17 protein-coding genes are annotated in these 26,385 nt (G+C 72.0%); 13 read left to right on the plus strand and 4 right to left on the minus strand.

Annotation, left to right across the window (positions count from 1 at the left end):
* Window positions 1-19 precede the first annotated feature (19 nt).
* From G6039_RS03335 to G6039_RS03380, 10 genes are all read left to right on the plus strand, one after another.
* The gene (locus tag G6039_RS03335; RefSeq protein ID WP_043801513.1) at window positions 20-1,036 is read left to right on the plus strand and encodes an ABC transporter substrate-binding protein; all 1,017 of its coding nucleotides are present in this window, start codon (window positions 20-22) and stop codon (window positions 1,034-1,036) included.
* Window positions 1,037-1,117: 81 nt separating this feature from the next.
* Entirely contained in the window at window positions 1,118-10,390 is a 9,273-nt protein-coding gene (locus tag G6039_RS03340; protein WP_043801515.1) for a non-ribosomal peptide synthetase, read from the plus strand.
* 4 nt (window positions 10,391-10,394) lie between these two features.
* Window positions 10,395-10,634, plus strand: coding sequence for a phosphopantetheine-binding protein (locus tag G6039_RS03345; protein WP_029541335.1), 240 nt, complete (start codon window positions 10,395-10,397; stop codon window positions 10,632-10,634).
* Between the two features lie 7 nt (window positions 10,635-10,641).
* Window positions 10,642-11,892, plus strand: coding sequence for an enterobactin transporter EntS (gene entS, locus G6039_RS03350; RefSeq protein ID WP_043801519.1), 1,251 nt, complete (start codon window positions 10,642-10,644; stop codon window positions 11,890-11,892).
* 271 nt (window positions 11,893-12,163) lie between these two features.
* Window positions 12,164-12,904 carry a class I SAM-dependent methyltransferase gene (locus G6039_RS03355; RefSeq protein WP_231385867.1) on the plus strand — a complete coding sequence of 247 codons (741 nt, stop codon included), beginning with the start codon at window positions 12,164-12,166 and terminating at the stop codon, window positions 12,902-12,904.
* A gap of 110 nt (window positions 12,905-13,014) precedes the next feature.
* A complete protein-coding gene (locus G6039_RS03360; RefSeq protein WP_006931928.1) occupies window positions 13,015-13,446 on the plus strand; it encodes an SRPBCC domain-containing protein in 432 nt (143 codons plus the stop codon).
* Window positions 13,443-13,766, plus strand: coding sequence for an ArsR/SmtB family transcription factor (locus G6039_RS03365; RefSeq protein WP_006931930.1), 324 nt, complete (start codon window positions 13,443-13,445; stop codon window positions 13,764-13,766). The genes G6039_RS03360 and G6039_RS03365 overlap by 4 nt, the downstream gene beginning before the upstream one ends.
* 193 nt (window positions 13,767-13,959) lie before the next feature.
* Window positions 13,960-15,525: an alpha/beta hydrolase gene (locus G6039_RS03370; RefSeq protein WP_029541344.1), complete on the plus strand. Its 1,566-nt coding sequence runs from the start codon at window positions 13,960-13,962 to the stop codon at window positions 15,523-15,525.
* 184 nt (window positions 15,526-15,709) lie between these two features.
* Window positions 15,710-15,931 carry a hypothetical protein gene (locus tag G6039_RS03375; protein ID WP_006931934.1) on the plus strand — a complete coding sequence of 74 codons (222 nt, stop codon included), beginning with the start codon at window positions 15,710-15,712 and terminating at the stop codon, window positions 15,929-15,931.
* A gap of 178 nt (window positions 15,932-16,109) precedes the next feature.
* A complete protein-coding gene (locus tag G6039_RS03380) occupies window positions 16,110-16,802 on the plus strand; it encodes a GTP pyrophosphokinase (protein WP_029541349.1) in 693 nt (230 codons plus the stop codon).
* A 134-nt stretch (window positions 16,803-16,936) separates the two neighbouring features.
* Here G6039_RS03380 and G6039_RS03385 read toward each other — a convergent pair whose 3' ends face one another.
* Entirely contained in the window at window positions 16,937-17,767 is an 831-nt protein-coding gene (locus G6039_RS03385; protein ID WP_029541352.1) for a siderophore-interacting protein, read from the minus strand.
* A 29-nt stretch (window positions 17,768-17,796) separates the two neighbouring features.
* Window positions 17,797-19,233 (minus strand): MFS transporter, encoded by a 1,437-nt coding sequence (locus G6039_RS03390; protein ID WP_006931940.1) that lies wholly within the window; start codon window positions 19,231-19,233, stop codon window positions 17,797-17,799.
* Window positions 19,234-19,342: 109 nt separating this feature from the next.
* Between G6039_RS03390 and G6039_RS03395 the strand changes: the two genes are divergently transcribed.
* A complete protein-coding gene (locus tag G6039_RS03395; RefSeq protein WP_006931941.1) occupies window positions 19,343-20,236 on the plus strand; it encodes a phosphoribosylaminoimidazolesuccinocarboxamide synthase in 894 nt (297 codons plus the stop codon).
* Window positions 20,233-22,374, plus strand: coding sequence for a S9 family peptidase (locus tag G6039_RS03400; protein ID WP_006931943.1), 2,142 nt, complete (start codon window positions 20,233-20,235; stop codon window positions 22,372-22,374). The genes G6039_RS03395 and G6039_RS03400 overlap by 4 nt, the downstream gene beginning before the upstream one ends.
* Before the next feature lie 95 nt (window positions 22,375-22,469).
* Here G6039_RS03400 and G6039_RS03405 read toward each other — a convergent pair whose 3' ends face one another.
* Together G6039_RS03405 and G6039_RS03410 are read right to left on the minus strand one after the other, a co-directional pair.
* Window positions 22,470-23,159 carry a response regulator gene (locus G6039_RS03405; protein ID WP_006931945.1) on the minus strand — a complete coding sequence of 230 codons (690 nt, stop codon included), beginning with the start codon at window positions 23,157-23,159 and terminating at the stop codon, window positions 22,470-22,472.
* On the minus strand, window positions 23,156-24,712 hold the full coding sequence (locus tag G6039_RS03410; protein ID WP_037201423.1) for a sensor histidine kinase: 1,557 nt from the start codon (window positions 24,710-24,712) through the stop codon (window positions 23,156-23,158). The genes G6039_RS03405 and G6039_RS03410 overlap by 4 nt, the downstream gene beginning before the upstream one ends.
* A 193-nt stretch (window positions 24,713-24,905) precedes the next feature.
* Here G6039_RS03410 and G6039_RS03415 point away from each other — a divergent pair, with 193 nt between their 5' ends.
* Window positions 24,906-26,312 (plus strand): C4-dicarboxylate transporter DctA, encoded by a 1,407-nt coding sequence (locus G6039_RS03415; protein ID WP_006931951.1) that lies wholly within the window; start codon window positions 24,906-24,908, stop codon window positions 26,310-26,312.
* Window positions 26,313-26,385 lie beyond the last annotated feature (73 nt).

The raw sequence follows: 26,385 nt of genomic DNA on the forward strand, positions 1-26,385 counted from the left end.
AGACATGTGGGAGTTAGCGATGCGGGTTGAGGGACGGGGCCGGCTGCGCCGCGCAGCGGTGTTCGGCGCGACGGCGGTGCTGGCCGTGGGCCTGGTGGGGTGCGGCAGCGACGGTGGCTCCGGCGAGGAACCGGCCGCGGACGCCACGCGCACGTTCGAGGCGCAGAACGGGCCGATCGAGATCCCGTCCGACCCGCAGCGTATCGTCGCCTGCGGCTACGCGGTGCTACCGCTGCTCCAGGCCGACGCGAATCTCGCCGCCGCCTGCGAATGGACCCGCGAGCTCGACAACATGGACGCGGAGACCAAGGCCGCGTACGAGGCGCTGCCCAAGGTGGCGCCGGACGGGGCCGTGAGCGAACTCGACTACGAGGCCGTCGCCGCCGCCGCGCCCGACCTGATCATCATGGGCGTGCCCGCGCGCGTGCAGTCGCAGCTCGACACGGCCAAGCTCGAGGCCCTCGCTCCGGTGGTCTTCCTCGGCCTGACCAACCCCGGTGACTGGCGCGGCCTCGGTGAGCAGTACGCCGACGCCGCGAACGTGTCCGACGCCTACGGCGAGTACAAGGAGCAGTACGAGGCACGCGCCGCGGAGATCGCCGGGAAGTACCGCGGCACCCTCGGGAACCTGACCTTCGCCGGCGTCTGCAACGTGTGCGGCACCGAGCCCGGTGAGTTCTTCCGCGAGTACACCTCGTCGTACACCACCAACCTGTTCGAGGACCTCGACCTGCAGTTCCCCGGTCAGCCCGCCAACCCCGAGGACGTGCACGGCGAGTACCTCTCCGTCGAGGAGATCGGCCGGAACCTCGGGAACGTCGACGTCATCGTCTACGGCGTCGAGGCCGACGGCTCGGTCTCGCCCGAGCTGCAGGAGCTGATGGCCTCCCCGCTGTGGCAGTCCCTGCCCGCCGTGCAGGCCGGAAATCTGGTTCCGGTCAAACATTCCCACGCCGCGACCTACGAGACCGCGCTGCTCGCACTCGATTCCATCGACGAGGCGCTCCCCGCGCTGCCCGCGAACCGGCAGCAGTAGCCCTCCCGGCACCCACGGCCCCCGCGTCCGGCGACCCGGGGGCCGTGTTCGTCGCACCTCGCACCCGTTCGTTAGGCAGATATGACCCGCACCTCCGCGCTCGAAGACATCGTTCCCCTCTCGCCGCTGCAGCAAGGCCTGCTCTACCTCAGCACCGTCGCCGCGCCCGACGACACCGCCCGTGCCGCCGGAGCCGTCGAACCGGACGCCTACACCGTGCAGTCCGTGCTGAGCCTGACCGGGCGGGTGGACGAGGACACCCTGCGGACCTCCGCGCAGGCGCTGCTGGACCGGCACCCCGCCCTGCGCACGTGCTTCCGCTCCCGCAAGGACGGCCGCACCGCCGGCCTCGTCGTGCGCGGCACCGAAGCCCCCTGGCGCAGCGTCGATCTGACCGGTCTCGAGCCGGACGTCGCGGAGCGTCACCTCGCGGACCTGCTCGCCGAGGATCTACGCGACTGGTTCGACCTCACGCGGCCGCCGCTGATCCGCTGGCTGTTCGTGCGATTCGGGCCGGACGACGTGCGGCTCGTGCTCACCGCCCACCACATCGTCGTGGACGGCTGGTCCACCCCGATCCTGGTGCGCGAACTCCTCGAGATCTACGCCGCGGGCGGTGCCGCCACCGGCCTGCTTCCGGTCCGGCCCTACCGCGACTACCTCGCGTGGCTCGGCAGGCAGGACCACGACGCCGCCCGCGCGTTGTGGCGCGAATCCCTCGACGGACTCACCGAACCGAGCCTCGTCGCCCCGCCCGGCGCCACCCGGGCCACGACGCCGACCGCCGCCGTCGCCGTCGAGGTGCCGGCCGGACTCGGCGACCGGCTCACCGGCCTGGCCCGCGACGCCGGCGTCACCCTCAACACCGTCCTGCAGACCGGGTGGGCGCTGCTGCTGTCCGGGCTGCTCGGCCGCGATGACGTCGTCTTCGGCGCCACCGTCTCCGGGCGACCGCCGGAACTGGCCGGCGTCGAATCCATGGTCGGGTTGTTCATCAACACCGTGCCCGTGCGGGTGCGCCTGGATCCCCGCGCCACCGTCACCGAGCTGCTACGGCGCGTGCAGCTGGCGCAGTCCCGCACCGTCGACCACCAGTACCTCGGCCTCGCCGAGGTACAGCGCGACGTGGGACTGGGGGAGCTGTTCGACACCCTCACCGTCTTCGAGAGCTATCCCGTGGACCGCGACGCGCTCGACCGTGCCCAGCGCGCCGGCGGGGTCACGATCGCCGCCGTCGAGGGCCGCGACGCCACCAACTATCCGCTCGTGCTCACCGCGGGCGTCGCAGACACCCTCGTCATGACCCTCGACTACCGGCCCGGCCTGTTCACCGCGGACGACGCCGCCGCCCTCGCCGGCCGCCTCGTCCACATCCTCGGCGCCCTCGCCGCCGCGCCGGACCGCCCGGCCGCCGCGCTGGACCTGCTCACCGGCACCGAACGCGACCGCGTCCTCGGCACGTGGTCCGTCGCGCCGGCCGCGCCCTCGGACGGCACCGTCGCGGCGCTGCCCGCCTCGGCGGGGCCGGAAACCCTCGCGGTGGTGTGCGGCGCCGAGGAGCGCACCTTCGCGGAGCTCGGGGCGAACTCGGCGCGGCTCGCGCGCCTGCTGATCGGGCTCGGTGTCGGACCCGACGTGCTCGTGGGCCTGGCCCTGCCACGCTCCGCCGCCACCGTGGAGGCCGTCCTCGCGGTGCTCGCCGCCGGGGGTGCCTACCTGCCGCTCGATCCGTCGTACCCGGCGGAGCGGTTGGCGCACATGGTCGCCGACGCCCGCCCCGGTGTCGTGCTCACCACCCGTGCCGTCGCCGACGAACTCGGAGCGACCCTCACCGGCAGCGGCGCGTGCCTCGTCGTGCTCGACGACCCGGACCTGCGCGCCCGGCTCGCCGCGCTGCCCGCCGCCGCGGTGGCCGACGCCGATCGTCTCCGCCCGCTCCGCCCCGGTCACGCCGCGTACGTCGTCTACACCTCCGGCTCCACCGGCCTCCCCAAGGGTGTCACCGTCACCCACGCCAATCTCACCGATCTCGTTGCTGCGCAGCGAGAGACGATCATGCGGTCGGCGTCCGGCACGTGGCGGGTGCTGCTGACCTACCCGTTCGCCTTCGACTCGGCCGTCGCGGCCCTGACCTGGCTGCTGTCCGGGCACACCCTGCACGTGCTGCCCGACGAGCACCGCACCGACACCGCGTTCGTCGTCGACTACGTGCGGACCCACCGCATCGATCATGTCGACTGCGTGCCCGTGCTGATGAGCGGTCTGCTCGACGCCGGTCTGCTCGACGGTGACCGCCCCCGGCCCGCCAAGGTGACCGTCGGCGGCGAGGCAGTCGGATCGGCGCTGTGGCGGCGCCTCGGCGCCGCGGACGGCGTCGAGGCCTACAACTGCTACGGCCCCACCGAATGCACGGTCGACGCAACCTGCTCCCGTATCGAGGGAGACACCGTGACCATCGGCGGACCGACCCCCGGCACCCGGCTGTACGTGCTGGACCGGTGGCTGCGGCCGGCACCGCCCGGCGTGGCCGGGGAACTGTATGTCGCCGGCGGGGGTGTCGCCCGCGGTTACGTGGGACAACCCGGCCGGACGGGGGAGCGGTTCGTCGCCGACCCGTTCACCGGCCGGGGCGAGCGGATGTACCGCACCGGCGACGTCGTGCGGTGGTTGCCGGACCCGGTCGACACCGAACGCGGTGCCCTCGAATACGTGGGCCGCGACGACGACCAGGTCAAGATCCGCGGGTTCCGCGTCGAACTCGGCGAGATCGAGGCCGCGCTGGGTGCCGTGCCGGGGGTGCGTGCCGCCGTCGTCGTCGCGCACACCGACGCCCGCGACGTGCGCCGCCTGGTCGGCTACGTCACCGGAACGGCCGAGCCCGTGACCGTCCGCACCGCCGTCGCCGCCCACCTGCCCGAGTACCTGGTGCCCGCCGCGATCCTGCGGGTCCCGGAACTGCCGACCACCGCGAACGGCAAGGTGGACCGGAAGGCCCTGCCGGAGCCGGACTTCGGGGCGCTCGCCGGATCCGGTGCGCCAAGCACCGCGACGGAGTCGGCGCTGTGCTCCGCGTTCGCGGAGGTCCTCGGCCTCGACCGCGTCGGCGTCGACGACGACTTCTTCACCCTCGGCGGCGATTCCATCGTCTCGATTCAACTGGTGTCCCGCGCTCGCGCCGCCGACGTCCGGATCACCGCGCGCCAGGTGTTCGAACTGCGCACCGTCGCCGCGCTCGCCGCGGCCTGCGAGTCCGGCACCGGTGACGAGCAGCCGGCGCGGCCCGCCGTCGCGGCCACCGGCCCGGTCCCGCTCACCCCCATCGTGCGCGAAACCCTCGACCACGGAGGGGATCTGCGGCGCTTCGCGCAAGCCCGCCTGCTGATCGCTCCGCCCGGGCTCACCGAGGCGCACCTCGTCGCGGCCGTCGACGCACTGCTGCGCACCCATCCCATGCTCCGCTCGCGCCTGACCGTCGCCGGCGGCGACGCGGACTGGGTGGTGCCCGAGGGTATTCCGGACGCGGCGACGGCGGTGCGCCGGGTCTACGCGGCAGGTCTCGACGACGCGCGGTGGCGCGCCCTGTTCGAGGCCGAACGCGACCGCGCGCTGGCGGACCTCGACCCCGCGGCCGGGCAGATGATCCGCGTGGTGCTCCTCGACGCCGGCCCCGACGCGGCGGGCCGCGTGTTCGTCGCCGTGCACCACCTCGTCGTCGACGGTGTGTCGTGGCGGATTCTCGTGCCCGACCTCGCGGCCGCCGTCGATCGGGTGCGCCGCGGCGCCGCGCCGGACCTCGAGCCGGCCGGCACCTCCTTCCGGGACTGGGCGCTCGGGCTCACCGAAGCCGCCACGTCCGATCGCATTACGCACGCTTTGCCGCGCTGGCAGGAGATCGCCGAGACCACCGAACCGCCGCTGGGCGCCCGCCCGCTGGATCCGGCGCGCGACACCGTCGCCACCGCGCGGTCGCGCGAGGTGCGGGTACCCGTGGCGGTCACCGAGCAGATCCTCACCACCGTGCCCGCCGCGTACCAGGCGGGCGTCGCGGATGTGCTGCTCACCGCCCTCGCGCTGGCCGTGACGTCGGTGCGCGGCGGCGACGTGCTGCGCGTGCACCTCGAGGGCCACGGCCGCGCCGAGCACGCCGTGCCCGGCGCCGACCTCACCCGCACCGTCGGCTGGTTCACCACCCTGTACCCCGCCGTGCTCGACGTGTCCGGCATCGACCCGCACGAGGCCCTCGCCGGTACCGCGGCAGCCGGAACCGCTCTGGCCCAGGTCAAGGAGTCGCTGCGGGCCCTGCCCGACGACGGCCTCGGATTCGGGCTGCTGCGCCGGCTCGCTCCCGGGGGAACGCGGCACTTCCCGGGGTACCGGGCCCCCGACGTGATGTTCAACTACCTCGGCCGGATGACGCTCGGGGAGAACGCAGGTCAGGCGTGGTCCGCCGCGCCGGAGGCGGGTGCCCTCGGCGGCGCCGTCGATCCCGGCACACCCCTCGACCACGTCCTCGACGTCAACGCCGTCACCGAGGACGGCCCCCGCGGCCCCGAGATCGTCTGCGAATTCACGGCGGCGGGCGTCCTCGACGAGGAGACCGTCGCCCTCGTCGCCGGCCGGTGGGTGGAGGCGCTCGCCGCGCTGGCCCGGCACGCCGGCACCCCCGGCGCCGGCGGACCCACCCCGTCGGACCTGACCTACCGGGGGCTGGCGCTGCCCGAACTCGCCTCGCTCACCACCGAACTCGGCCCGATCGACGACGTCGTGCCGCTCACGCCGCTGCAGCGCGGCATGTTCTTCCTCGCCGGTCTCGACGACGGCACCGGCACCGACGTGTACTCGATGCAGACCGTCCTCGATCTGCGCGGCGACCTCGACCGGGACACGTTGCGGCGCAGCGTCGTCGCGCTGCTGGACCGGAACGCGACCCTGCGCACCGGATTCCGCACGACCGCAGCCGGTGACCCCGTCGGCGTCGTTCTCCGGGACCCCGGCCTGCGGTGGACGGACGTCGACCTCACACACGACCCCACCCCCGTGACCGAATGTCACACCGCTTCGGTCAGATCGACGCGATGTGACATTCGGCCCGTCGAGGAGCGCAGCGACGACCTCGTCGCCGCCGACCGCGCCACCCGGTTCGACGTCGCGGCCGCGCCGCTGGTGCGGTTCACCCTCGTGCGCGTCGCACCGGACCGGCACCGGCTGATCTTCGCCGCCCACCACCTGCTGCTCGACGGCTGGTCGTCGCCGCTGCTGATGCAGGAACTGTTCACCCTCTACGGCGCGGGCGCCGACCCGGCGTCGCTGCCCGGGGTCCGCCCGTTCACCGACTACCTTGCGTGGCTGGGCGACCGCGACACCGACGAGGGCTTGCGCCGCTGGACCGAGGCGCTCACCGGCGTCGAGGAACCCACGCTGCTTGCCCCGGCCGGCTCGTCGCTCGACGCCACGCTGCCCGCCGAACTCTCGGTGCCGGTGCCGGCCGGCCTGGCCGCGCGGCTGCAGCGCCGCTGCCGCGACCTCGGCGTCACCGTGAACACCGCGGTGCAGACCGCGTGGGCGGTTCTCCTCGGCGCCCGGCTCGACCGCACCGACGTGACCTTCGGCGCCGTCGTGTCCGGCCGCGTCCCGGACGTTCCCGGCGTCGAGACGATGATCGGCCTGTTCATCAACACCGTGCCCGTGCGCGTCGCGCTGCGCCCCGGCGAGCCCGCCGCCGAACTGCTCCGGCGCGTCCAGGACGAGCAGAACCGGCTCCTGGATCACCAGTACGTCGGCCTCGCCGACATCCAGCGCGCCGTCGGCCTCGGCGAACTGTTCGACACCCTCATCGTGTTCGAGAGCTACCCGATCGACACCGACGCCCTCGCCCGCGCGCAGCGCTCCGGTGGTCTCGATGTCACCGACGTCCGCGGTCACGACGCCACCAACTTCCCGCTGGTGCTCGTCGCCGCACTCGACGACGAGCTCGCCCTCACCCTCGAGTACCAGCAGGCGTTGTTTACCGCCGCCGACGCCGGCGAGCTCGGCCGGCAGCTCGTGCGCCTCCTCGACCAGCTCGCCGGGGAACAGTCGCTGCGCGTCGCCCAGCTCGACGTCCTCGGTCCGGCCGAGCGAGGGCGGCTGCCCGAACTCTCGTCGACCGCCCCGGCACCGTCGAACGGGCACCGCACCGTGCCCGACCTGCTCGCGGCGCAGATCGCCCGCACCCCGGACGCGGCGGCCGTCGTGTGCGGCGCCGTGCGGCTCACCTTCGCCCAGCTCGGCGCCGCGTCGGCACGTCTGGCACGACGGCTGATCGACGAGGGCGTCGGACCCGAGACGCTCGTGGGCCTGGCCCTGCCGCGCTCGGCGGACATGATGGTCGCGCTCTGCGCCGTGCACGCCGCCGGCGGCGCCTACGTGCCGATGGACCCGGCGTACCCCGCGGAGCGCCTCGCGCACATGGTCGGCGACGCGCGGCCGCGGGTCGTGGTCACGAACGGTGCCGTGGCGCAGACGCTGCGACCGGTGCTCGGCGGGGTGCCGGTGCTCGACCTCGACGACGAGACGGTCCGTGCCGACGTCGGGGCCCGCCCGGCCGCACCCGTCGCCGACCACGAGCGCACCGCACCGCTCCGACCGGAGCACCCCGTGTACGTCATCTACACGTCCGGCTCCACCGGGTTGCCGAAGGGCGTGGCGATCACCCACGCGAACCTGCTCAACCTGTTCGACAGCCACCGCGCCGACCTGTACGTGCCCACCGTGGCGGGGGCGGGCCGGACGAGCGTGGGCGTCGGGCACGCCTGGTCGTTCGGGTTCGACGCCTCGTGGCAGCCGATGCTGTGGCTGCTCGACGGCCACGCCGTGCACGTGTTCGACGAGGACACCCTGCGCGATCCCGAGGCGATGGTCGCGTACGTCGCCGAACACGAACTCGACTTCCTCGAGGTCACCCCGTCGTTCCTCGACCGCATGGTCGCCGCCGGGCTGTTCGACGGCGGACACCGGCCCGCCACGGTCGGGTTCGGGGGCGAGGCCGTCAACCCGGCGCTGTGGCGGCGGTTGCGGGAGCTGACCGACGGACGTGCGTTCAATCTCTACGGGCCCACCGAGTGCACCGTCGACTCGCTCGTCGGACAGGTCACCGACGCCGACACCCCGTGCCTGGGCCGGGCCGTGCACGGCGCCGCCACCTACGTCCTCGACCGGATGCTGCGCCCCGTGCCGGTCGGCGTCGCGGGTGAGCTGTACGTCGCCGGATCCGGCGTGGCCCGCGGCTACCTCGGCCGCCCCGACCTGACCGGCACCCGCTTCCTGCCCGACCCGTTCGGTCCGCCGGGAACCCGCATGTACCGCACCGGCGACGTCGTGCGCCGGGTCCCGGCCGGCGACGGCCGTGTCACCCTCGAATTCCTCGGCCGCGGCGACGACCAGGTCAAGATCCGCGGCTTCCGGGTCGAGCTCGGCGAGGTCGAGGCGGCCCTGACCGCGGTGCGCGGGGTGCGCGACGCCGTCGCCGTCGCCCACACCGACGAACGCGGCGTGCGCCGGCTCGTCGGCTACGTCGTGCCCGACGGCGACGTGGACCCGGCCGTCGTGCGGGCCGTGCTCGCCGAGCGGCTCCCGGACTACATGGTGCCGGCCGCGGTGCTCGTGCTGGCCGCATTCCCCGTCACCGCCAACGGCAAGGTGGATCGGAAGGCGCTGCCGGAGCCGGACTTCGGGGCACTCGTCGGCTCGGGTGCGCCGCGCACCGAGCGGGAGGCGGTGCTGGCGGAGGTGGCCGCCGAGGTGCTCGGCCTCGACCGGGTGGGCATCGACGACGACTTCTTCGCGCTCGGCGGTGACTCGATCGTCTCGATCCAGTTCGTCTCCCGCGCCCGGGCCGCCGGGCTCCGGCTCACGGCCCGGCAGGTGTTCGAGCTGCGCACCGTCGCGGCCCTGGCCGCGGTCGACGAGACGGACACGGCCCCGGCGGCGGTGCCCGCGGTCGCCGCGACGGGCGACGTGCCGATCACCCCGATCGTGTGGGAGGCCCTCGCGTGGGGTGGCGACCTCGCGCGGTTCTCGCAGGCGCGGTTGCTCGTCGCGCCCGTCGGCCTCACCGTGGACACGCTCGGGAAGGCCGTCGCGGCGCTGCTCGACACCCATCCGATGCTGCGGTCCCGGTTCGCCGTCGCCGGGGGCCGACCCCGCTGGACCGTCCCCGAGACCGCACCGGGCATCGAGACCCTGGTGCGCCGCGTCGAGGTCGGCGAGGTCGACGACGAGCAGTGGGCGGATCGGTTCGCTGCCGAACGCGAAATCGCCTACAGGGCACTCGATCCGGAATCCGGAGTGATGGTGCAGGCGATCTTGTTCGACTTCGGGCCGCACCGCCCCGGCCGCGTGTTCATCGCCGTGCACCACCTGGTGATCGACGGTGTGTCGTGGCGCATCCTCGTGCCCGACCTCGCCGACGCCGTCGAACAGGCCGGACGCGGCGAGACCGTCGCGCTGACGTCACCCGGCACGTCCTTCCGGGCGTGGGCGACCGGCCTCGCCGAGGCCGCGCGCTCCGAGCGGATCAGGGCCTCGCTGCCCGCCTGGCAACCCGCGGTCGACGCGGTCGAACCACCCCTCGGCGTCCGGGCCCTCGACCCGGCACGCGACACGGTCTCGGCGCTGCGCTCGACGCACGTGCGGGTTCCCGTGCCGGTCACCGAGGACGTCCTCGCCTCCGGGGCCGTGAACGACGCGCTGCTCGCGGCGCTCGCCGTGGCGGTCGCCTCGGTCCGCGGCGGCGACGTCGTGCGCGTCGAACTCGAGGGTCACGGCCGCGAGGAACAGGTCGTGCCCGGAGCCGACGTCGCGCGCACCGTCGGGTGGTTCACGTCGATGTTCCCGGTCGCGCTGAACCTGGCCGGTATCGACCCCGAGGACGCCCTGACCGGCGCGGCCGCCGCGCGCGAGGCCCGCGCGCGAGTCGCGCACGTGCTGAACGCCGTGCCCGACAACGGCATCGGCTTCGGACTACTGCACCGCCTCGCGCCCGACCACGTCTTCGACCGCTATCGGCGGCCCCAGGTGGTGTTCAACTACCTCGGCCGGATGACGCTCGGCGAGGACACCGGCGCCCCGTGGTCGGGCGCACCCGAGGCCGTCGCGCTCGGCGGTTCCGTCGACCCGGCCACGCCGCTCGACCACGTCCTGCACGTCGACGCCGTCGTCGAGGACACCCCGGAGGGGCCCGTGCTCGACTGCGAATTCGCCGCGCCCGACGAGGTGCTCGACGAGCACACCGTCGCCGTCGTGGCCCGGCGCTGGGTCCAGGCCCTCACCGCGGCCGCCCGCATCCCCGAACCCGTTGCAACCGAGAAGGAGTGACCTCATGTCAACACAGTCCGGCATCCTGGACCGCGAGACGATCCGCACCGATATCGCACGGCTCCTCGAGATCGAGGCCGACGAACTCGACCCCGCGCTCAGCCTCGTCGACCAGGGCCTCGACTCGGTGCGTCTGATGGGGCTCGTGGAGCAGTGGCGCGGCGCCGGCGCGGATGTCGACTTCGTCTCGCTGGCCACCGAACCGCAGCTCGAGGCGTGGTACGACCTGCTCGCCCCGCGGTGACCCGGCCGTGGCCCTGATCGACAAGCTGGTCCTCGACGTCGACCCCCTGCGCACCAGCCGCGAATTCCGCTACATCTTCACCGCTCGGGTCGTGTCGCTGTTCGGCCTCGGCTTCCTCGTCGTCGCCGTGCCGCTGCAGGTGTACCGGCTCACCGGGTCCACCGCGCAGGTCGCCGCCGTGTCGGCGGTGCTCGGCGTGACCACGTTCGCCGCCACGTTCGTCGGCGGGGTGCTCGCCGACCGCTACGATCGCCGGCGCGTCATCGCCGTCGCCCGGGGCACCGCGGGCGTGGCGTTCGCGGTGCTCGCACTCAACGCGTTTCTGCCCGACCCGAAGATGTGGGTCGTCTATGTGGCGGCCGTGATCGACGGCGCGTGCGGCGGCATTTCCGCGACCGCCCTCATGGCCGTCACCCCCAGTCTGCTGCCGCGGGAGAAGATGGCGGCGGCCGGTGCGCTCATGGCCCTCACCGGCGACCTGGGCGCGATGGTCGGACCCGCACTCGGCGGGGTCGTCATCGCCGCCGGCGGAGTCGGGGTGGCCTATGCTCTCGCGGCATTCACCACCGCCGTGACCACGTTCTGCATCACCCGGCTGCCGTCCCTGCCGCCGACGCACGTCGCCGACGAGTCGCCGCTGCGCTCGGTGCTCAGCGGCTTCCGCTACGCGTCGGGGAACCGTGTCATCGGCGGCGTGCTCGTCTGCGGATTCGTGACGATGCTGCTTGCCGGCTGGTCGGTACTCGTCCCCGAGTACGCCACCGAGGTGCTCGGTGCGGGACCGTCGGTGGTGGGGCTGCTCTACACCGCCCCGGCCGTCGGCGCGGTGATCGGCTCGCTCACCAGCGGCTGGACCGGCCACCTCCGCCGATCCGGGCAGGTGGTCTTCCTGCTCATGGCCGTCTCCGCCGCCGGGCTCGTCGGGGCGGGCCTCACCGCGACCGTCGCGGTGGCGCTGCTGGGCCTGGCCGCGCACGGCTTCGGCGACGCGCTCACCGACATCGTCCGGTACGCGACGGTCCAGAAACACACCCCCGACGAGTACCGGGGGCGCATCGCCGCGGTGTGGGCGGCGCAGGTCACCGCCGGTGCCTCCGTCGGCGCGGTGGTCGCGGGCGCAGTGGCGGCGCTGGTGCCGATCTCGGCGGCGCTGCCCGCGTACGGTGCCGTCGGGCTGGTGATCACCGCGCTGCTGTGGGCCACCTGGCGCACGCTGCGCCGGCTCGACGAGGGGACCTCACTCGAGCGCGTCGCCTGAGCCCGTCCTGCCGAACGCCGCTGCGCCGGCACCCGTGTGCGGGTGCCGGCGCGGGCCGGTTCCGCTCGGTCGAACACGATCACGCCGCGGATGTTCTTGCCGGCGTGCATGTCCTCGTATGCCTCGGCGACCTGGTCGAGGGTGTAGCGGGTGGTGATCAGCGCGCATACCCCCGAGATCGTGAGCTACGCGGTCCGAAGGCTCGCACCGGCGTGAGACCCGCCTCGTCGTACCGCTGTTTCCGGACTCCGGCGAGGGGAATCCCGACGGCATGTCCACCAACGAACCGTTCGTGCCGTTCGAGCGCACGCCCGGAGAAGAGATCGATGCTGCGCACCCCTCTGCACGCTGGATGACGAGTGACGCAGCGCAGGCCCGGGACTACGACACCTGGTTCGCCAGCCCGTGGGGCGCCCACGCCTGGGCCGTGGAGCGTGGCGCGATCGATGTGGCCCTGCCGGAGGTGGCAGGCCGCACCGTGGTCGAGATCGGCTGCGGGACCGGACGGCTCGTGTGCCATCTTGTTCACCGTGGTGCCCGTGTGCTCGGTGTGGACCTGTCGGCGGGCATGCTGGCCGTCGCGGCCGGCCGGGCACCCGGCCGGGTCGTGCGTGCCGACGCCGCCCGCCTGCCGGTGCCGGACGCTGCGGCCGACGCGGCCGTCACCGTCGCGACCCTCGAGTTCACCGACGCCGCGGCCGTGCTCACCGAGATGGCTCGCATCACTCGTCCGGGCGGGCGCATCGTCGCACTCACCCTGAACCCGACCAGCCCTTGGGGGTGGCTCGATCGGCCCACCCGCCGAGCGCCGTACTCGGACGGACGCTTTGTCACGCGGCGAGAGCTGCGCCGTCTGGGCGCTCGACACGGCCGAGCCCGGGTGCAGGGCCGGTTGTTCACCGCGGCGCATCCGCGGTTCGGGCACCGGCTCGAGCCGCCGGCGGCCCTGATCGGCCGGATCGTCCCGCAGTTCGGTGCCGTCCAGGTGCTGGTCGTCGACCGGACGCGATGAGAGGTGAGTCGCCGTCGCGACGAACATATTTCTGCAACTGGGGGGTTGCAGCCGAGGAAGAAAGGTGCAACCCTGGAGTTGCACAACCCCTACCCGAACTGGAGGCGATCATGGCCCCGCTCGACATCACCCGCACCATCGACATCGCGGCACCGGCCACCAAGGTGTGGTCCGCCCTGACCGAACCCGCACTGATCGCGCAATGGTTCGGCGACAGAATCGAATTCGACGCATCGCCCGGCGGTACCGGCACGTTCGGCTGGACGGGCCACGACGCCGGACCCTTCCGGGTGCTGGTCGAACACGTGGACGAGCCGAAGACACTGATCTACCGCTGGGCACGCGACGCGAATGTGGACCCGGTACCGGGCAACTCCACGGTCGTGCGGTTCGACCTGGCCGAGATCGACGGCGGCACCCGGTTGACGATGGTGGAGACCGGCTTCGAGGAACTCGTCGACCCGCAGTCGGCCCACGACGGCAATGTCGACGGCTGGCGTGCCGAACTCGGCGATCTGGTGGAGTTCCTGGAATCCCGGTGAACGATGTGCCGAAGGGCGTTCCAGCGGTGCTCGCGGTACTGGCCGACGAGACCCGCTGGAACATCCTCACCGCGATCGGCGCCGAGGACCTGTCCGCCAGTGCGCTCGCGGGGCGGCTGCCGGTCAGTCGTCAGGCGATCGCCAAGCACCTGACCGTGCTGGCCGACGCCGGGCTCGTGGAGTCGGTTCGGGTCGGACGGGAGATCCGCTACCGGGCGGTCGGTGCCCGGCTCGGCGAACTGGCCGGCGAGCTGGAATCGATCGGACGGCAGTGGGACCGCCGGCTCGAAGCGATCAAGCGCATCGCCGAACGTCCCTAGCCGCACGGGCGGCCGGAGCGCGGCGAGGCCCGAGCGGCGACGCGCTCGGCGAGGAGGGTGGAGCGCCGTCCCGAGGGGTTGTCCATCGACACCCTCGGGGTGGTGGTGCCGGTCGCCGCCGGCACCGACCCTGTAGTGGTCCGAGGAGAGATTCGCCTCTCCGATCGAGTACCACTGGAGGGCAGGTCGATTCATGGCGGCGAGTGGAGAGCGCAGGACCCGGGACCGGGTCCTGCGGTTCGTGACCGCAACGGGAGCGGCGACGGCACTGATCGTGGGCGGGTTCACGTCTCCGGTCGGCGCGGCCGGCTTCGCCTCGGCGGCGGGGGAGATCCCGCCGGGCCTCGAGCCCTTCTACACCCAGCAGCTCCAGTGGGGCTCGTGCGACGGCTACAGCACCGACGGATCGGACCTGGCCGGGGCCGGGCTCGAGTGCGCGCGGGTGACCGTGCCGATCGATTACGAGAACCCCCAGGGCGATACCGCGCAGATCGCCCTGTCCCGATCACGGTCGACGGGGGAGAAGGTCGGGTCGCTGCTCGTCAACCCGGGTGGACCGGGAGCGTCCGGCCTCGGGATGGCCGTCGTCGGCGCCGGCACCGAGCTCGCCGAGCGGTTCGACGTCGTCGGATTCGACCCGCGCGGCATCGGTGCGTCGACACCGCAGATCGACTGCCTGACGCCCGAGGAGACCGACGCGTGGCGGCAGGACCCCGCGGTGGACATGACCCCCGAGGGGATCGCCCGGGCGGAGCAGAACCGCCGGGAGTACGCGGCGCGCTGCGCCGAACGCACGGGCACCGACGTGCTGGCGCACGTGGGCACCCGCGACGTGGTGCGGGACATGGACGTCATCCGGGCCGTTCTCGGCGACCCGAAGCTGAACTACCTCGGCTACTCCTACGGAACCCGGCTCGGTTCGGCCTACGCGGAGGCGTTTCCCGGCAACGTGCGGGCGATGGTGCTCGACGGGGCGCTCGATCCTCAGCAGGACCCGGTCGAGGAAGCGGTGCGGCAGGCCGCCGGTTTCCAGCAGGCCTTCGACGCATTCGCCACGGAGTGCGCGACCCGCGAGGACTGCCCCCTCGGCTCCGATCCCGCGGTCGCAGTCGAGCGGTTCCGCTCGCTGGTCGATCCCCTGATCGATCGGCCGGCCGCGACGGAGGATCCGCGGGGGCTGAGCTACGCGAACGCGATCAGCGGCGTCATCGCGACCCTGTACTCGCCGGAGGGCTGGGAATACCTGCGGGACGGGCTCGCCGAACTGGTGCAGGGCCGGGGCGACACACTGCTGGTGCTGTCCGACATGTACGAGGGCCGGTTCGCCGACGGTTCGTACTCGAACTCTGCCGAGGCGATGGCGGCGGTGCGGTGCGTCGACGACGCCGCCGTGACCGACCCCGCCGTGGCCGGTGAACTCGACACCCGGTCCCGGCAGGCGGCCCCGTTCCTCGACGACGGCCGCGGCACCGGCAACGCGCCGCTCGGTGCGTGCGCCTTCTGGCCCGTGCCGCCGACGGGAGATCGGCACGCCGTGGAGGTCGACGGTCTGCCCCCGATCGTCGTGGTCTCCACCACCGAGGATCCGGCGACGCCGTATCAGGCGGGTGTGGACCTGGCGAAGCAACTGGACGCGGTGCTCGTCACGTACCGCGGAACCCAGCACGGCGTGGTGCTGAGCGGCCAGTGGTGCGTCGACCTGCCCGTCGCGCGTTACCTCGTCGATCTGGCTGTGCCGGAGGGGGATACGACATGCTGAGCCGGACCGGAGCCGATCCGTCGTGACAGACGTTCGGGGCGCCCGCGGTGGTCACCGCGGGCGCCCCGCGAATTCGGAGCCGAACGGCAGGGTTTCCCAAGGCTGCTGCCAGCTGCGCGGGTCAGTGTGGAGTCGTCCAACGGGCGGGGAACCACCTCGCCCCCGACGAGAGGACTGCGAAGTCGTGAAGGTTCTGAACACGAAGCTGGGCAAGGTCGCGGCGACGGGGACGATCGCGTTGGCCGCAGTGGGCGCCGGCGCCGGCGTCGCGAGCGCCGCACCCGGTTCGTCCCCGGTTCAGCAGCAGCCGGCGCCGCAGCACCAGCCGGCCCCGCAGCATCAGCAGCCCGGGCCGCAGGGGCACGGGTTCTGGCTGTTCGACCAGTGGGTGCCGCTGCCGTGGTGACGACTGCGCCCGTCCATCCCGGCTGAGGGTGCGCGGCGACCGTGCCGCTCCGGCGCGGTCGCCGCGTGCCGCCCTCACGCTCGTCACCGCGGCTCCGGGTCGGCGCCGGGCCGCACCCTCGGCCGACCTGGCAGACTCGATCGGGAAGGCGATGAGGAGACAGACGGTGACGGAAACGGTGGACGGCGCTGACGACGTGCAGCTGAGGCAACCACGAGTCGAGCCGGCGCAGCTCAACCTGGACCCGCCGCAGATCGCGCTCCAACGGGAGTTCCGCCGCGTCCTGATGGTCTACAAGTTCGGTATCGACGAGATGATGACCAAGATCAACATCCTCCGGGAGGAGTTCGGCTTCACCCACGACCACAACCCGATCGAGCACGTCAAGTCGCGGCTGAAGACACCGGAGTCGGTCGTCGAGAAGGCCGTCCGCAAGGACCTGCCGCTCACCCTCGACGCGATCCGCGAGAACATCTACGACATCGCCGGCATCCGCATCACCTGCAGTTTCATCTCCGACGTCTACCGGATCTTCGACTTGATCACCGGGCAGCGCGACGTCCGGGTCGTCCAGGTCAAGGACTACATCGCGCATCCGAAGCCCAACGGGTACCGGAGCCTGCACGCGATCGTCGAGGTCCCCGTGTTCATGTCCGACCGGGTGCAGCCGGTGTTCGTCGAACTGCAGATCCGCACGGTCGCGATGGACTTCTGGGCCAGTCTCGAACACAAGATCTTCTACAAGTACGACAAGGCGGTGCCCGTCGGACTGCTCGACGAACTCCGGGCAGCGGCCGCGACCGCCCGCGATCTCGACGTCCGGATGGAGGCCCTGCACGACCAGGTGCACGGGCCCGACTCGTCGCCCTGACCTCCTGCGGGGCGAGCGAATGTATCGCTCGCTACCGCTGAGGAGATGGACGATACATTCGCTCGGCCCGGGGCGGCCCGGGGCGGCCCGGGGCGGCCCCGAGGCGGCCCAAGGCGCGCGTCGCTCGGCCCGGCTCAGGCGTCGTGCTCGGTGAAGTCCCGGTCGTGATCCGTGGTACGGCCGTACCCGGTCTCGGTCATGCCGTGCCGCCAGTAGCCGATGACGAGGGTGGACCTGCGGTCGAAGCCCGCCTCGTTCCGCAGATACCTGCGCATCCGCAGCACAGTCGCGGATTCGGCCGAGACCCACGCGAACCGCTTCAATTCGCCGTCGGGGATCGGCACGGCGGTCGCCGCGTCGGCCAGGTGTGTGGTGGTGCCCGCGGGCGCCCCGTCGCGGTGCACCCAGCGGATCTCGATGTCGGCGGGGGAGCGCAGATCCTGCCGTTCACCCTCGTCGGCGACCTCGACGACGGCGGTGCCGCGGGCGCCCTCGGGTAGGCGTTCGAGCATGCGGCCGATCGCCGGCAGCGCCGTCTCGTCGCCGACGATCAGATACCAGTCGGCCGGGGGCGCGACGATCCCGCCGCCGCCGGCCGCCGCGATGCGGTCGCCCGGACGGGCCCGCTCGGCCCAGGCGCTGGCCAGCCCTTCGTCGCCGTGCCGGACGAAGTCGATGTCCATCTCGGAGGCCGCGGGATCGAGCCGCCGCACGGTGTAGGTGCGGACCTGCGCCTTGAGCGTGGGGTCGGGCCACTCGAGGCGACGGCCGCCGGTGTTGACCGGCAGGTCGAGGTCGCCGTTCTCCCGCGGGAAGATCAGTTTGATGTTGGGCACGCGGGTCGGGTCGCTCGCGTAGACCTCGACCCCGCGGCCGGCGAACGTGACGCGGCGCATGCGGGGGGTGATGTCCTCGACCTTCGCGACTTCGATGACGCTGGGCATCAGCCCGTCTTCGTTCGACATGACCCACACCTTAGGTGAGCCTTTCCAACCTAAGGGGTGCCGGGTGGTTCGGCGGGCCGGTTCGGCATCGTCGCGGCCGTCACCGCCAGGCCCACCGCGGCCACGAGAAGGGCGACGAACACCGGAGCCACCGCGTCGGCGAGCCGCTCCGGCTCCAAGGGGCCCGACCCGGCGACCCCGTCCGCGGCCAGCGCCGAGTTCGCCAGCGCGCCGAACACCGCGACCCCGACGGCGCTGCCGATCGATCGGGCGAACGAATACGCCCCCGTCACCACGCCCCGCTCGGCCCACGTCACGCTCGACTGCGCCGAGATCAGCGCCGGGCTCGCGATCAGGCCCATCCCGAGACCGACCAGCACGCAGCACACCGCGACGTGCCACACCGGCGACCGCTCGTCGAGCAGCGTCAGCAGACCCGTGCCGGCCAGCACCGGCACGGACCCGATCATCGCGGTGTTGCGGAACCCGATCCGCAGGTAGAACCAGCCGGAACGAGCCGCCGCGAGCGGCCAGCCGATCGTCATCGTCGACAGGGTGAATCCCGCGACCAGTGCCGTGGTGCCCAGCGACCCCTGCACGAACGCGGGCACGTAGGAGGTCAGCCCCAGCACCACGGCGCCGACGAGGGCAGCGACCGCGCTGCTGGTCAGCACCACACGACGGGCGAACACCCACGGCGGCAGGATCGGCTCCGGCGCCCGCCGCTCGACCCACACGAACAGCAGTAACAGCGTCGTGCCGGCCGCGAACACCCCGGCGCTCGGCGCCGATGCCCACGCCCACGCCTGCCCGCCCTCGAGCAGACCCAGGATCAGCAGACCCGAACCCGTGGCGAGCGTCGCGGCGCCGGCCAGATCCACCCGCCGCCGGGCGGCCGGGGGCCGTGGCTCGGCGAACGCCCGCAGGAGCACCCCCGCGGCCAGCGCACACAGCGGCAGGTTGACCCAGAAGATCCACCGCCACGACACATAGTCGGAGAACACGCCGCCGACGGCGGGGCCGACGATCGCCGACATGCCCCACACGCTCGCGAGGTAGCCCTGCGCCTTTGCGCGCTCGGCGACGGTGTAGATGTCGCCGGCGATGGTCTGCGCCATCGGCAGCACGGCCCCCGCCCCGAGACCCTGCACCGCGCGGAAGGCGATCAGTGCCGGCATGCTCCACGCCAGCGCGCACAGCGCCGAGCCCAGCGCGAACAGCGCGATGCCGAACAGCAGCACGGGTTTGCGCCCGTACACGTCCGACACCTTGCCGTAGACCGGCACGAGCACGGCCTGCGTGAGCAGGTAGCTCGAGAACAGCCACGGGAACTGCGTGAAGCCGCCGAGGTCCGCGACGATGGTCGGGACGGCGGTGGCCAGGATGGTGCTCTCGAGTGCGACGAGCGCGGTGGCGAGCATCAGAGCCGCGAGAATCGGTCCGCGTTCCGAGCGCAGACCCACGTCGATCCGGGGTGCGGCCGACATCACGCTCCTGTTCGGGGTGGGGTTCCGGTCACGATCATTGTCATAGTGAACGATCCGGCGATCGGACGGGGGTGCGGTGCAGGTCGGCGCGGCGCACTAGGGTGGCAGCGTGCGTCCATCACTCCAGTCCTACCCCCACCTCGCCGGCGGCAAGGTCCGGGACCTGTATGTCATAGACGACGAGCACCTGCTCCTCGTGGCCAGCGACCGGATCTCGGCATACGACCACGTGCTCGACACCCCGATCCCCGACAAGGGCCGGGTGCTCACCGCGATGAGCGTGTTCTTCTTCAACCTGCTCGAGGTGAACCACCACCTCGCCGGGGAGCCCGACGACGAACGCATCCCCGCCGAGGTCCTCGGCCGCGCCCTCGTCGTCAAACGGCTGAAGATGGTGCCGATCGAGTGCGTGGCCCGCGGCTTCCTCACCGGGTCGGGCCTGCTCGACTACCGGAAGACCGGCGCGGTGTGCGGCGTCCCGCTGCCCGAGGGCCTCGTGGAGGCCAGTCAGCTGCCGGATCCGATCTTCACCCCGGCGAGCAAGGCCGAACTCGGCGACCACGACGAGAACATCACCTTCGAGGAGGTCGCCGACAAGGTCGGCGTGGATCTCGCCGTGAAGCTGCGCGAGGACACCCTCGACATCTACGGCCGTGCCGCGATGTACGCGGCGGACAAGGGCATCCTGCTCGCCGACACGAAGTTCGAGTTCGGCCTCGACGACGACGGCAACCTCATCCTCGCCGACGAAGTACTCACCCCGGATTCGTCACGCTACTGGCCCGCCGAGGGCTACGAGCCCGGCAAGGTGCAGCCCAGCTTCGACAAGCAGTTCGTGCGCAACTGGCTGACGGGCCCCGAGTCCGGCTGGGACCGTGCGTCCGACACCCCGCCGCCGCCCCTGCCGCAGCACATCGTCGACGCCACCCGGGAGCGCTACATCGAAGCCTACGAACGGATCTCGGGCCTGTCGTTCGCCGACTGGTGGGGGCCGAGCGCATGACCCCGCCGATCGCCAAGCGGGTCCCGTCCGAGCGGGTCCATCACGGACACACCTTCGTCGACGAGTACGAGTGGCTCCGCGACAAGGAGAATCCCGAGGTCATCGCCCATCTCGAGGCCGAGAACGCGTGGACCGAGAAGCAGACCGCGCATCTGGCGCCGCTGCGGGAGCGGATCTTCGAGGAGATCAAGTCCCGCACGCAGGAAACCGACATGTCGGTGCCCACCCGCATGGGGAACTGGTGGTACTACGCCCGTACCGTCGAGGGCAAGCAGTACAGCATCCAGTGCCGCTGTCCGATCGCCGACCCCGACGACTGGAATCCGCCGGAGCTGGCGCCGGGTGTGGAACTGCCGGGCGAGCAGGTGCTGCTCGACGGCAACGTCGAGGCGGCCGGGCACGAGTTCTTCTCCCTCGGCGCGTTCTCGATCAGCCACGACGGGACGCTGCTCGCGTACTCGGTCGACGTCGTCGGCGACGAGCGCTACACGCTGCGGTTCAAGAATCTCGGCACCGGCGAGCTGCTCGCCGACGAGATCCCCGGGACCGCACCCGGCGCGACGTGGGCGATCGACCACAGCCACATCTTCTACCTCACCGTGGACGAGTCGTGGCGGCCGGACACAGTATGGCGGCACCGTCTCGGCACGTCCCACACCGAGGACGTCAAGGTCTTCCACGAGCCCGACGAGCGGTACTGGGTGTCGGTGGGTACCACCCGCAGCGAGAAGTATCTGATGATCTGGGTGGGATCCAAGATCACCACCGAGGGCTGGGTGCTCGAATCCGCGGATCCCACCGGCGAATTCCGGGTGTTGCTGCCGCGCCGCGAGGGCGTCGAGTACGGCGCCGAGCATGCCGTCATCGGCGGCGAGGACCGGTTCCTGGTCATGCACAACGACGTCGTCGAGGTGGTGAACGACGCGACGGGGGAGATCACCCGCGAGAAGGCGGAGAACTTCGTCCTCGCCGAGGCGCCAGTGGACGATCCGTCGGCGCTGCGCACTCTCATCGGGCACCGGCACGACGTGCGTCTCGAGGACGTCGACGCGTTCGCCGGGCACCTCGTTCTCGGGTACCGGCGGGAGGCGCTGACCCGGCTCGCGGTGTGGCCGCTGACCGCCGACGGCTACGGCGAGCTGACCGAACTCGAGTTCGACGAGGAACTCTTCGCCGTCGGCCCGGGTGCGAATCCGGAATGGCACCAGCCGATGCTGCGGCTCGGCTTCACGTCGTTCATCACCCCCAGCCGGGTCTACGACTACGTCGTGGATTCGGGAGAGCTGTTGCTGCGCAAGGCCCAGCCGGTGCTCGGTGACTTCGACCCGTCGAACTACGAACAGCGCCGGGACTGGGCGGTGGCCGAGGACGGCACCCGTATCCCGCTGTCGATCGTGACCCGCAAGGGCACGCCCGAGAACTCGCCGGCGCTGCTCTACGGTTACGGGTCGTACGAGGCCAGCATCGACCCCGGTTTCTCGGTGGCGCGCCTGTCGCTCCTCGACCGGGGCATGGTCTTCGCGGTGGCGCACGTGCGGGGCGGCGGCGAGATGGGCCGGCACTGGTACGAGAACGGCAAGACGCTGGCGAAGAAGAACACCTTCACCGACTTCGTCGCCTGCGCACGGCACCTGATCGACGCCGGTGTCACCGGCCCGGACCGGCTCGTCGCCGACGGCGGCAGCGCGGGTGGCCTGTTGATGGGCGCGGTGGCGAACCTGGCGCCGGAGCTGTTCGCCGGGATCCTTGCGAACGTGCCGTTCGTCGACCCGCTCACGTCGATCCTCGATCCGTCGCTGCCGCTGACGGTGATCGAATGGGACGAGTGGGGAAACCCCCTCGACAACCCCGAGGTGTACGAGTACATGCGCTCGTACAGCCCGTACGAGAACGTCGAGGCGAAGGACTACCCGGCGATCCTCGCGATCACCAGCCTCAACGACACCCGGGTGCTCTACGTCGAGCCGGCCAAGTGGGTGGCCAAGCTGCGCGCCACCAAGACCGGTGACGCCCCGTTGCTGCTCAAGACGGAGATGAGCGCCGGCCACGGCGGCGTGTCCGGCCGGTACGAGAAGTGGCGCGAGGTGGCCTTCGAGTTCGCGTGGGTGCTCGAGACCTCCGGGGCATACCGCGGCTGAGAACCGCCGGGGCCGAATGTCACATGCGTTCGATGTAAACGACACGGTGTGACATTCGGCCACAACGGCCACAAACGGCCACCGCGTGCCGCCGCTCAGCGCGGGGCGTAGCGGATCTGCGGACGGCCGGCACGGCCGTACTCGGTGTGCCGGGAGGCGACGCCGTCGTCGGCCAGGCGCTCCAGATACCGCCACGCCGTCACCCGGGACACGCCCACCGCGCTGCCCACCTCGGCGGCCGTCAGCGGGCGCGACGCGTCCCGCAGGCACCGGGCCACCGCATCGAGGGTTTGCGGCGCAACGCCTTTCGGGGACGAGGCGCGCGGATCGGAGGTCCGCAGCGCAGCCATCGCCCGGTCGATGTCGTGCTGGCCGGTGGCCGTGCCCGACGCGCCGAGCGCGTCGCGGTAGGCCAGGTAGTGGTCGAGCTTGTCGCTCAGGGCCGCGAATGTGAACGGCTTGAGCAGATACAGCACGATGCCCCGGGCGACGGCGGTGCGGACGACCTCGAGGTCGCGGGCGGAGGTGACGGCGATGATGTCCGGGCTCGGGCGGATCCCGCTCATCGCTGCAGCCACGTCGAGGCCGCTCATGTCGGGCAGGCCGATGTCCAGCAACACCAGATCCACCGGCTCGGCGGTCCGCGCGGCGTCGGCGACGGCGCGCAGCGCGGCCTGCCCGGTGTTGGCGACGGCGACGACCCTGAACTGCGGCAGCCGATCGACGTAGGCGCGGTGGGCATCGGCGATGCGGGGCTCGTCCTCCACGACGAGGACGCGAATCATCGTGCGCCGCCTCCGTGCTCGGCCTGCAGGGGGATCTCCGCGACGACCATCGAACCCAGCGACGGTTCGGTCCGCAGAGTGCCGCGGTGCCGCGCCACCACCTGCGCGACGAGGGCCAGGCCCAGGCCGTGGTGGTCCGCCTTCGTGGAGTAGCCCCGCGCCATGGCACGGGCGAGGGTTTCCGGCGACATCCCCGGCCCGCTGTCCGCCACCTCGACGATCATGTTCGAATCATCCTGCCGTATCGTCACTTCCACCCAGGGCTCGTCGACGGCCCGCGCGGCGTCGATGGCGTTGTCCACCAGGTTGCCGACGAGCGTCACCAGGTCCCGGGTGCCGAGCGGCGTCGCGCCCAGTGCGGTGTCGTCGGTGACGGTCAGCTCCACGCCGCGCTCGGCGGCGTCGTTGATCTTCCCCAGCAGCAGGGCGACCAGCGCGGGTTCCTGCACCGACGCGGTGAGCCGGTCGATGAGCTGCTGCGACAGGCGTAGCTCCTCCGTCGCGAACGCGACCGCCTCCTCGGGGCGTCCCAGTTCGACCATCGTGACGATGGTGTGCAGCCGGTTCGCCGACTCGTGCGCCTGCGCGCGCAGCGCGTCGGCGAATCCGCGCACCGAGTCCAGTTCGCCCAGCACCCTCCGCAATTCGGTGCGATCCCGCAACGTCATCACCGTGGCGATCCGTCGGTCCTCCCACTGCACCGGGCTGCGGTCGACGACCAGGACGCGGTCCTCGGTGAGAAGTACGTCGCCGCGGGCGTCCGGGTCCGAGCCGGCCACCCGCAGCGCCTCGGGCAGGTCCTCCGTCGTGACCGGGCCGTCGCCGAGGCCGAGCAGGCGCCGCGCCTCGTCGTTGACGACCTCCACACGTGCGGGCTCGTCGGTGCCGAGCACGATCAGGCCCTCGCCGATCGCGTGGAGGACCGCGTCGTGGTGCTCGTAGAGCCGGCGCAGCTCGTCCGGTGCGAGTCCGAGGGTCTGGCGGCGCAGGCGCCGGCTGACGAGCACGGCGCCGGCGGCCGCGACGGCCAGGGCCGCGGCCGACAGGCCCAGGAGGGCGGGCAGCCCACGGGCGAACTGGTCGGCGACCTTCGCGCGGGTGACGCCGACGGCGACCAGGCCGACGACGCGTTCGTCGTCGAGGATCGGCGCCACCGCCCGGATGGACGGGCCGAGCGAGCCGGCGTAGGTCTCGGTGAACGCGGTGCCGGCGAGGGCCGGTTCGATGTTGCCGCTGAACGGCAGACCGATCATCGCGGGGTCGGTGTGGGTGTACCGGGTCCGGTCCGGCGCCATCACCACGATGAAGTCGGTGCCCGTCGCCTCCCGGATCCGTTCGGTGCGCGGTTGCAGCACCGCGGTCGGGTCCGGCGTGCGCAGCGCCGCGGCCGTCGAGTCGGACCCGGCCAGGGATTCGGCGATGGCGAGGACGGTGCGGCGGGTGGCGTCGTCGCTGTCGCGGCGCTCATCGATCCCGACGAGGACGGTACCTGCGGCGATGACCAGGGCGAGCACAGCCAGCTGCAGCACCAGCAGCTGACGTGCCACGCTCATCGACGGCCGGTGCGCGGTCGGCGGCACGGACGTACTCCTTCCGGATGCCGGTGGGTCCGCCTCGTGAGCGCGACATCACCTGAACGAAATGAACGCAATCTTCACCGGGTGAGGCTGCGCTACCACCATTTCTATCAGGAACGTGACCGCGATCACGAAGTCCCCCGAAACGTCCCATCCGAGAGGATCCGCCATGAGCACGTCCACAGACTCCCGGCCACCCGGTGCCAAGTCGCCGGCCAAGCGCAAAGACCGGACGCACTGGCTCTACGTCGGTGTCATCGTGGCGGTGGTGGCCGGCGTCCTCGTCGGCTGGCTCGCCCCGGACGTCGCCAAGTCGTTCGGCGTCCTCGGTACGATGTTCGTCGATCTCATCAAGATGATGATCAGCCCGGTCATCTTCTGCACGATCGTCCTCGGCATCGGCTCGGTGCGGGCCGCCGCCAGCGTCGGCAAGGTCGGCGGCCTGGCGATGGTGTACTTCCTCGGCATGTCCACCGTCGCGCTCGCTATCGGCCTGGGGGTGGGTAACCTGCTCGATCCGGGCAGCGGCCTGAACCTCTCTCCGGAGACCGCCGGCACCGGTGCCGCGCTGGCCGACAAGGCCCACGCCGCGGGCGGGACCATGGACTTCATCGCGTCGATCATCCCCACGTCGCTGCTGTCGGCGCTGACCGAGGGCAGCGTGCTGCAGACCCTGTTCGTCGCACTGCTGGTCGGCTTCGCGCTGCAGGCCCTCGGGAAGACCGGCGAGCCGGTCCTGCGAGGCATCGGCTACGTGCAGAAGCTCGTGTTCAAGATCCTGTCGATGATCCTGTGGCTCGCTCCGATCGGTGCCTTCGGCGCCATCGCCAACGTGGTCGGGCAGACCGGTCTCGGCGCGGTCGTCCAGCTCGGCACCCTCATGATCGGGTTCTACCTCACCTGCGTGCTGTTCGTGTTCGGTGTGCTGGGCTCCCTGCTGCGCATGGTGTCCGGGGTGTCGATCTTCAAGCTGGTCAAGTACCTGGCCCGCGAATACCTGCTGATCTTCGCGACGTCCTCGTCCGAGTCCGCGCTGCCCCGGCTCATCGCGAAGATGGAGCACGTCGGTGTCGAGCGCACCACCGTCGGCGTCGTGGTCCCCACCGGCTACTCGTTCAACCTGGACGGCACCGCCATCTACCTGACGATGGCCTCGCTCTTCATCGCCGATGCGCTCGGTTCGCCGCTGTCCCTGGCCGAGCAGCTCTCCCTGCTGGTGTTCATGATCGTCGCGTCGAAGGGCGCGGCCGGAGTGAGCGGCGCGGGCCTGGCCACGCTCGCCGGCGGCCTGCAGAGCCACCGTCCGGAGCTGCTCGACGGCGTCGGCCTCATCGTCGGCATCGACCGGTTCATGTCCGAGGCGCGCGCGGTCACCAACTTCTCCGGCAACGCCGTCGCCACCCTGCTGGTGGGAACGTGGACCGGCACCGTCGACCGCGGCCGCGTCCGCGACGTCCTCGCCGGCCGCATCCCGTTCGACGAGGAGACCATGGTCGACGACGGCCACGGTCCGGTCGCCGAGCCGAAGCCGGCCGTCGCCGCCGAGCCGGAAGAGAAGGTGCTGGCACGCGCCTGACCCACCTCCGCGAAACCCCTTGTGGCCGAATGTCACACCGGTTCGATCAGATCGAGCCGGTGTGACATTCGGC

Source organism: Rhodococcus aetherivorans (assembly GCF_011058165.1).
In the GTDB taxonomy this organism is placed as follows: Bacteria; Actinomycetota; Actinomycetes; order Mycobacteriales; family Mycobacteriaceae; genus Rhodococcus; species Rhodococcus aetherivorans.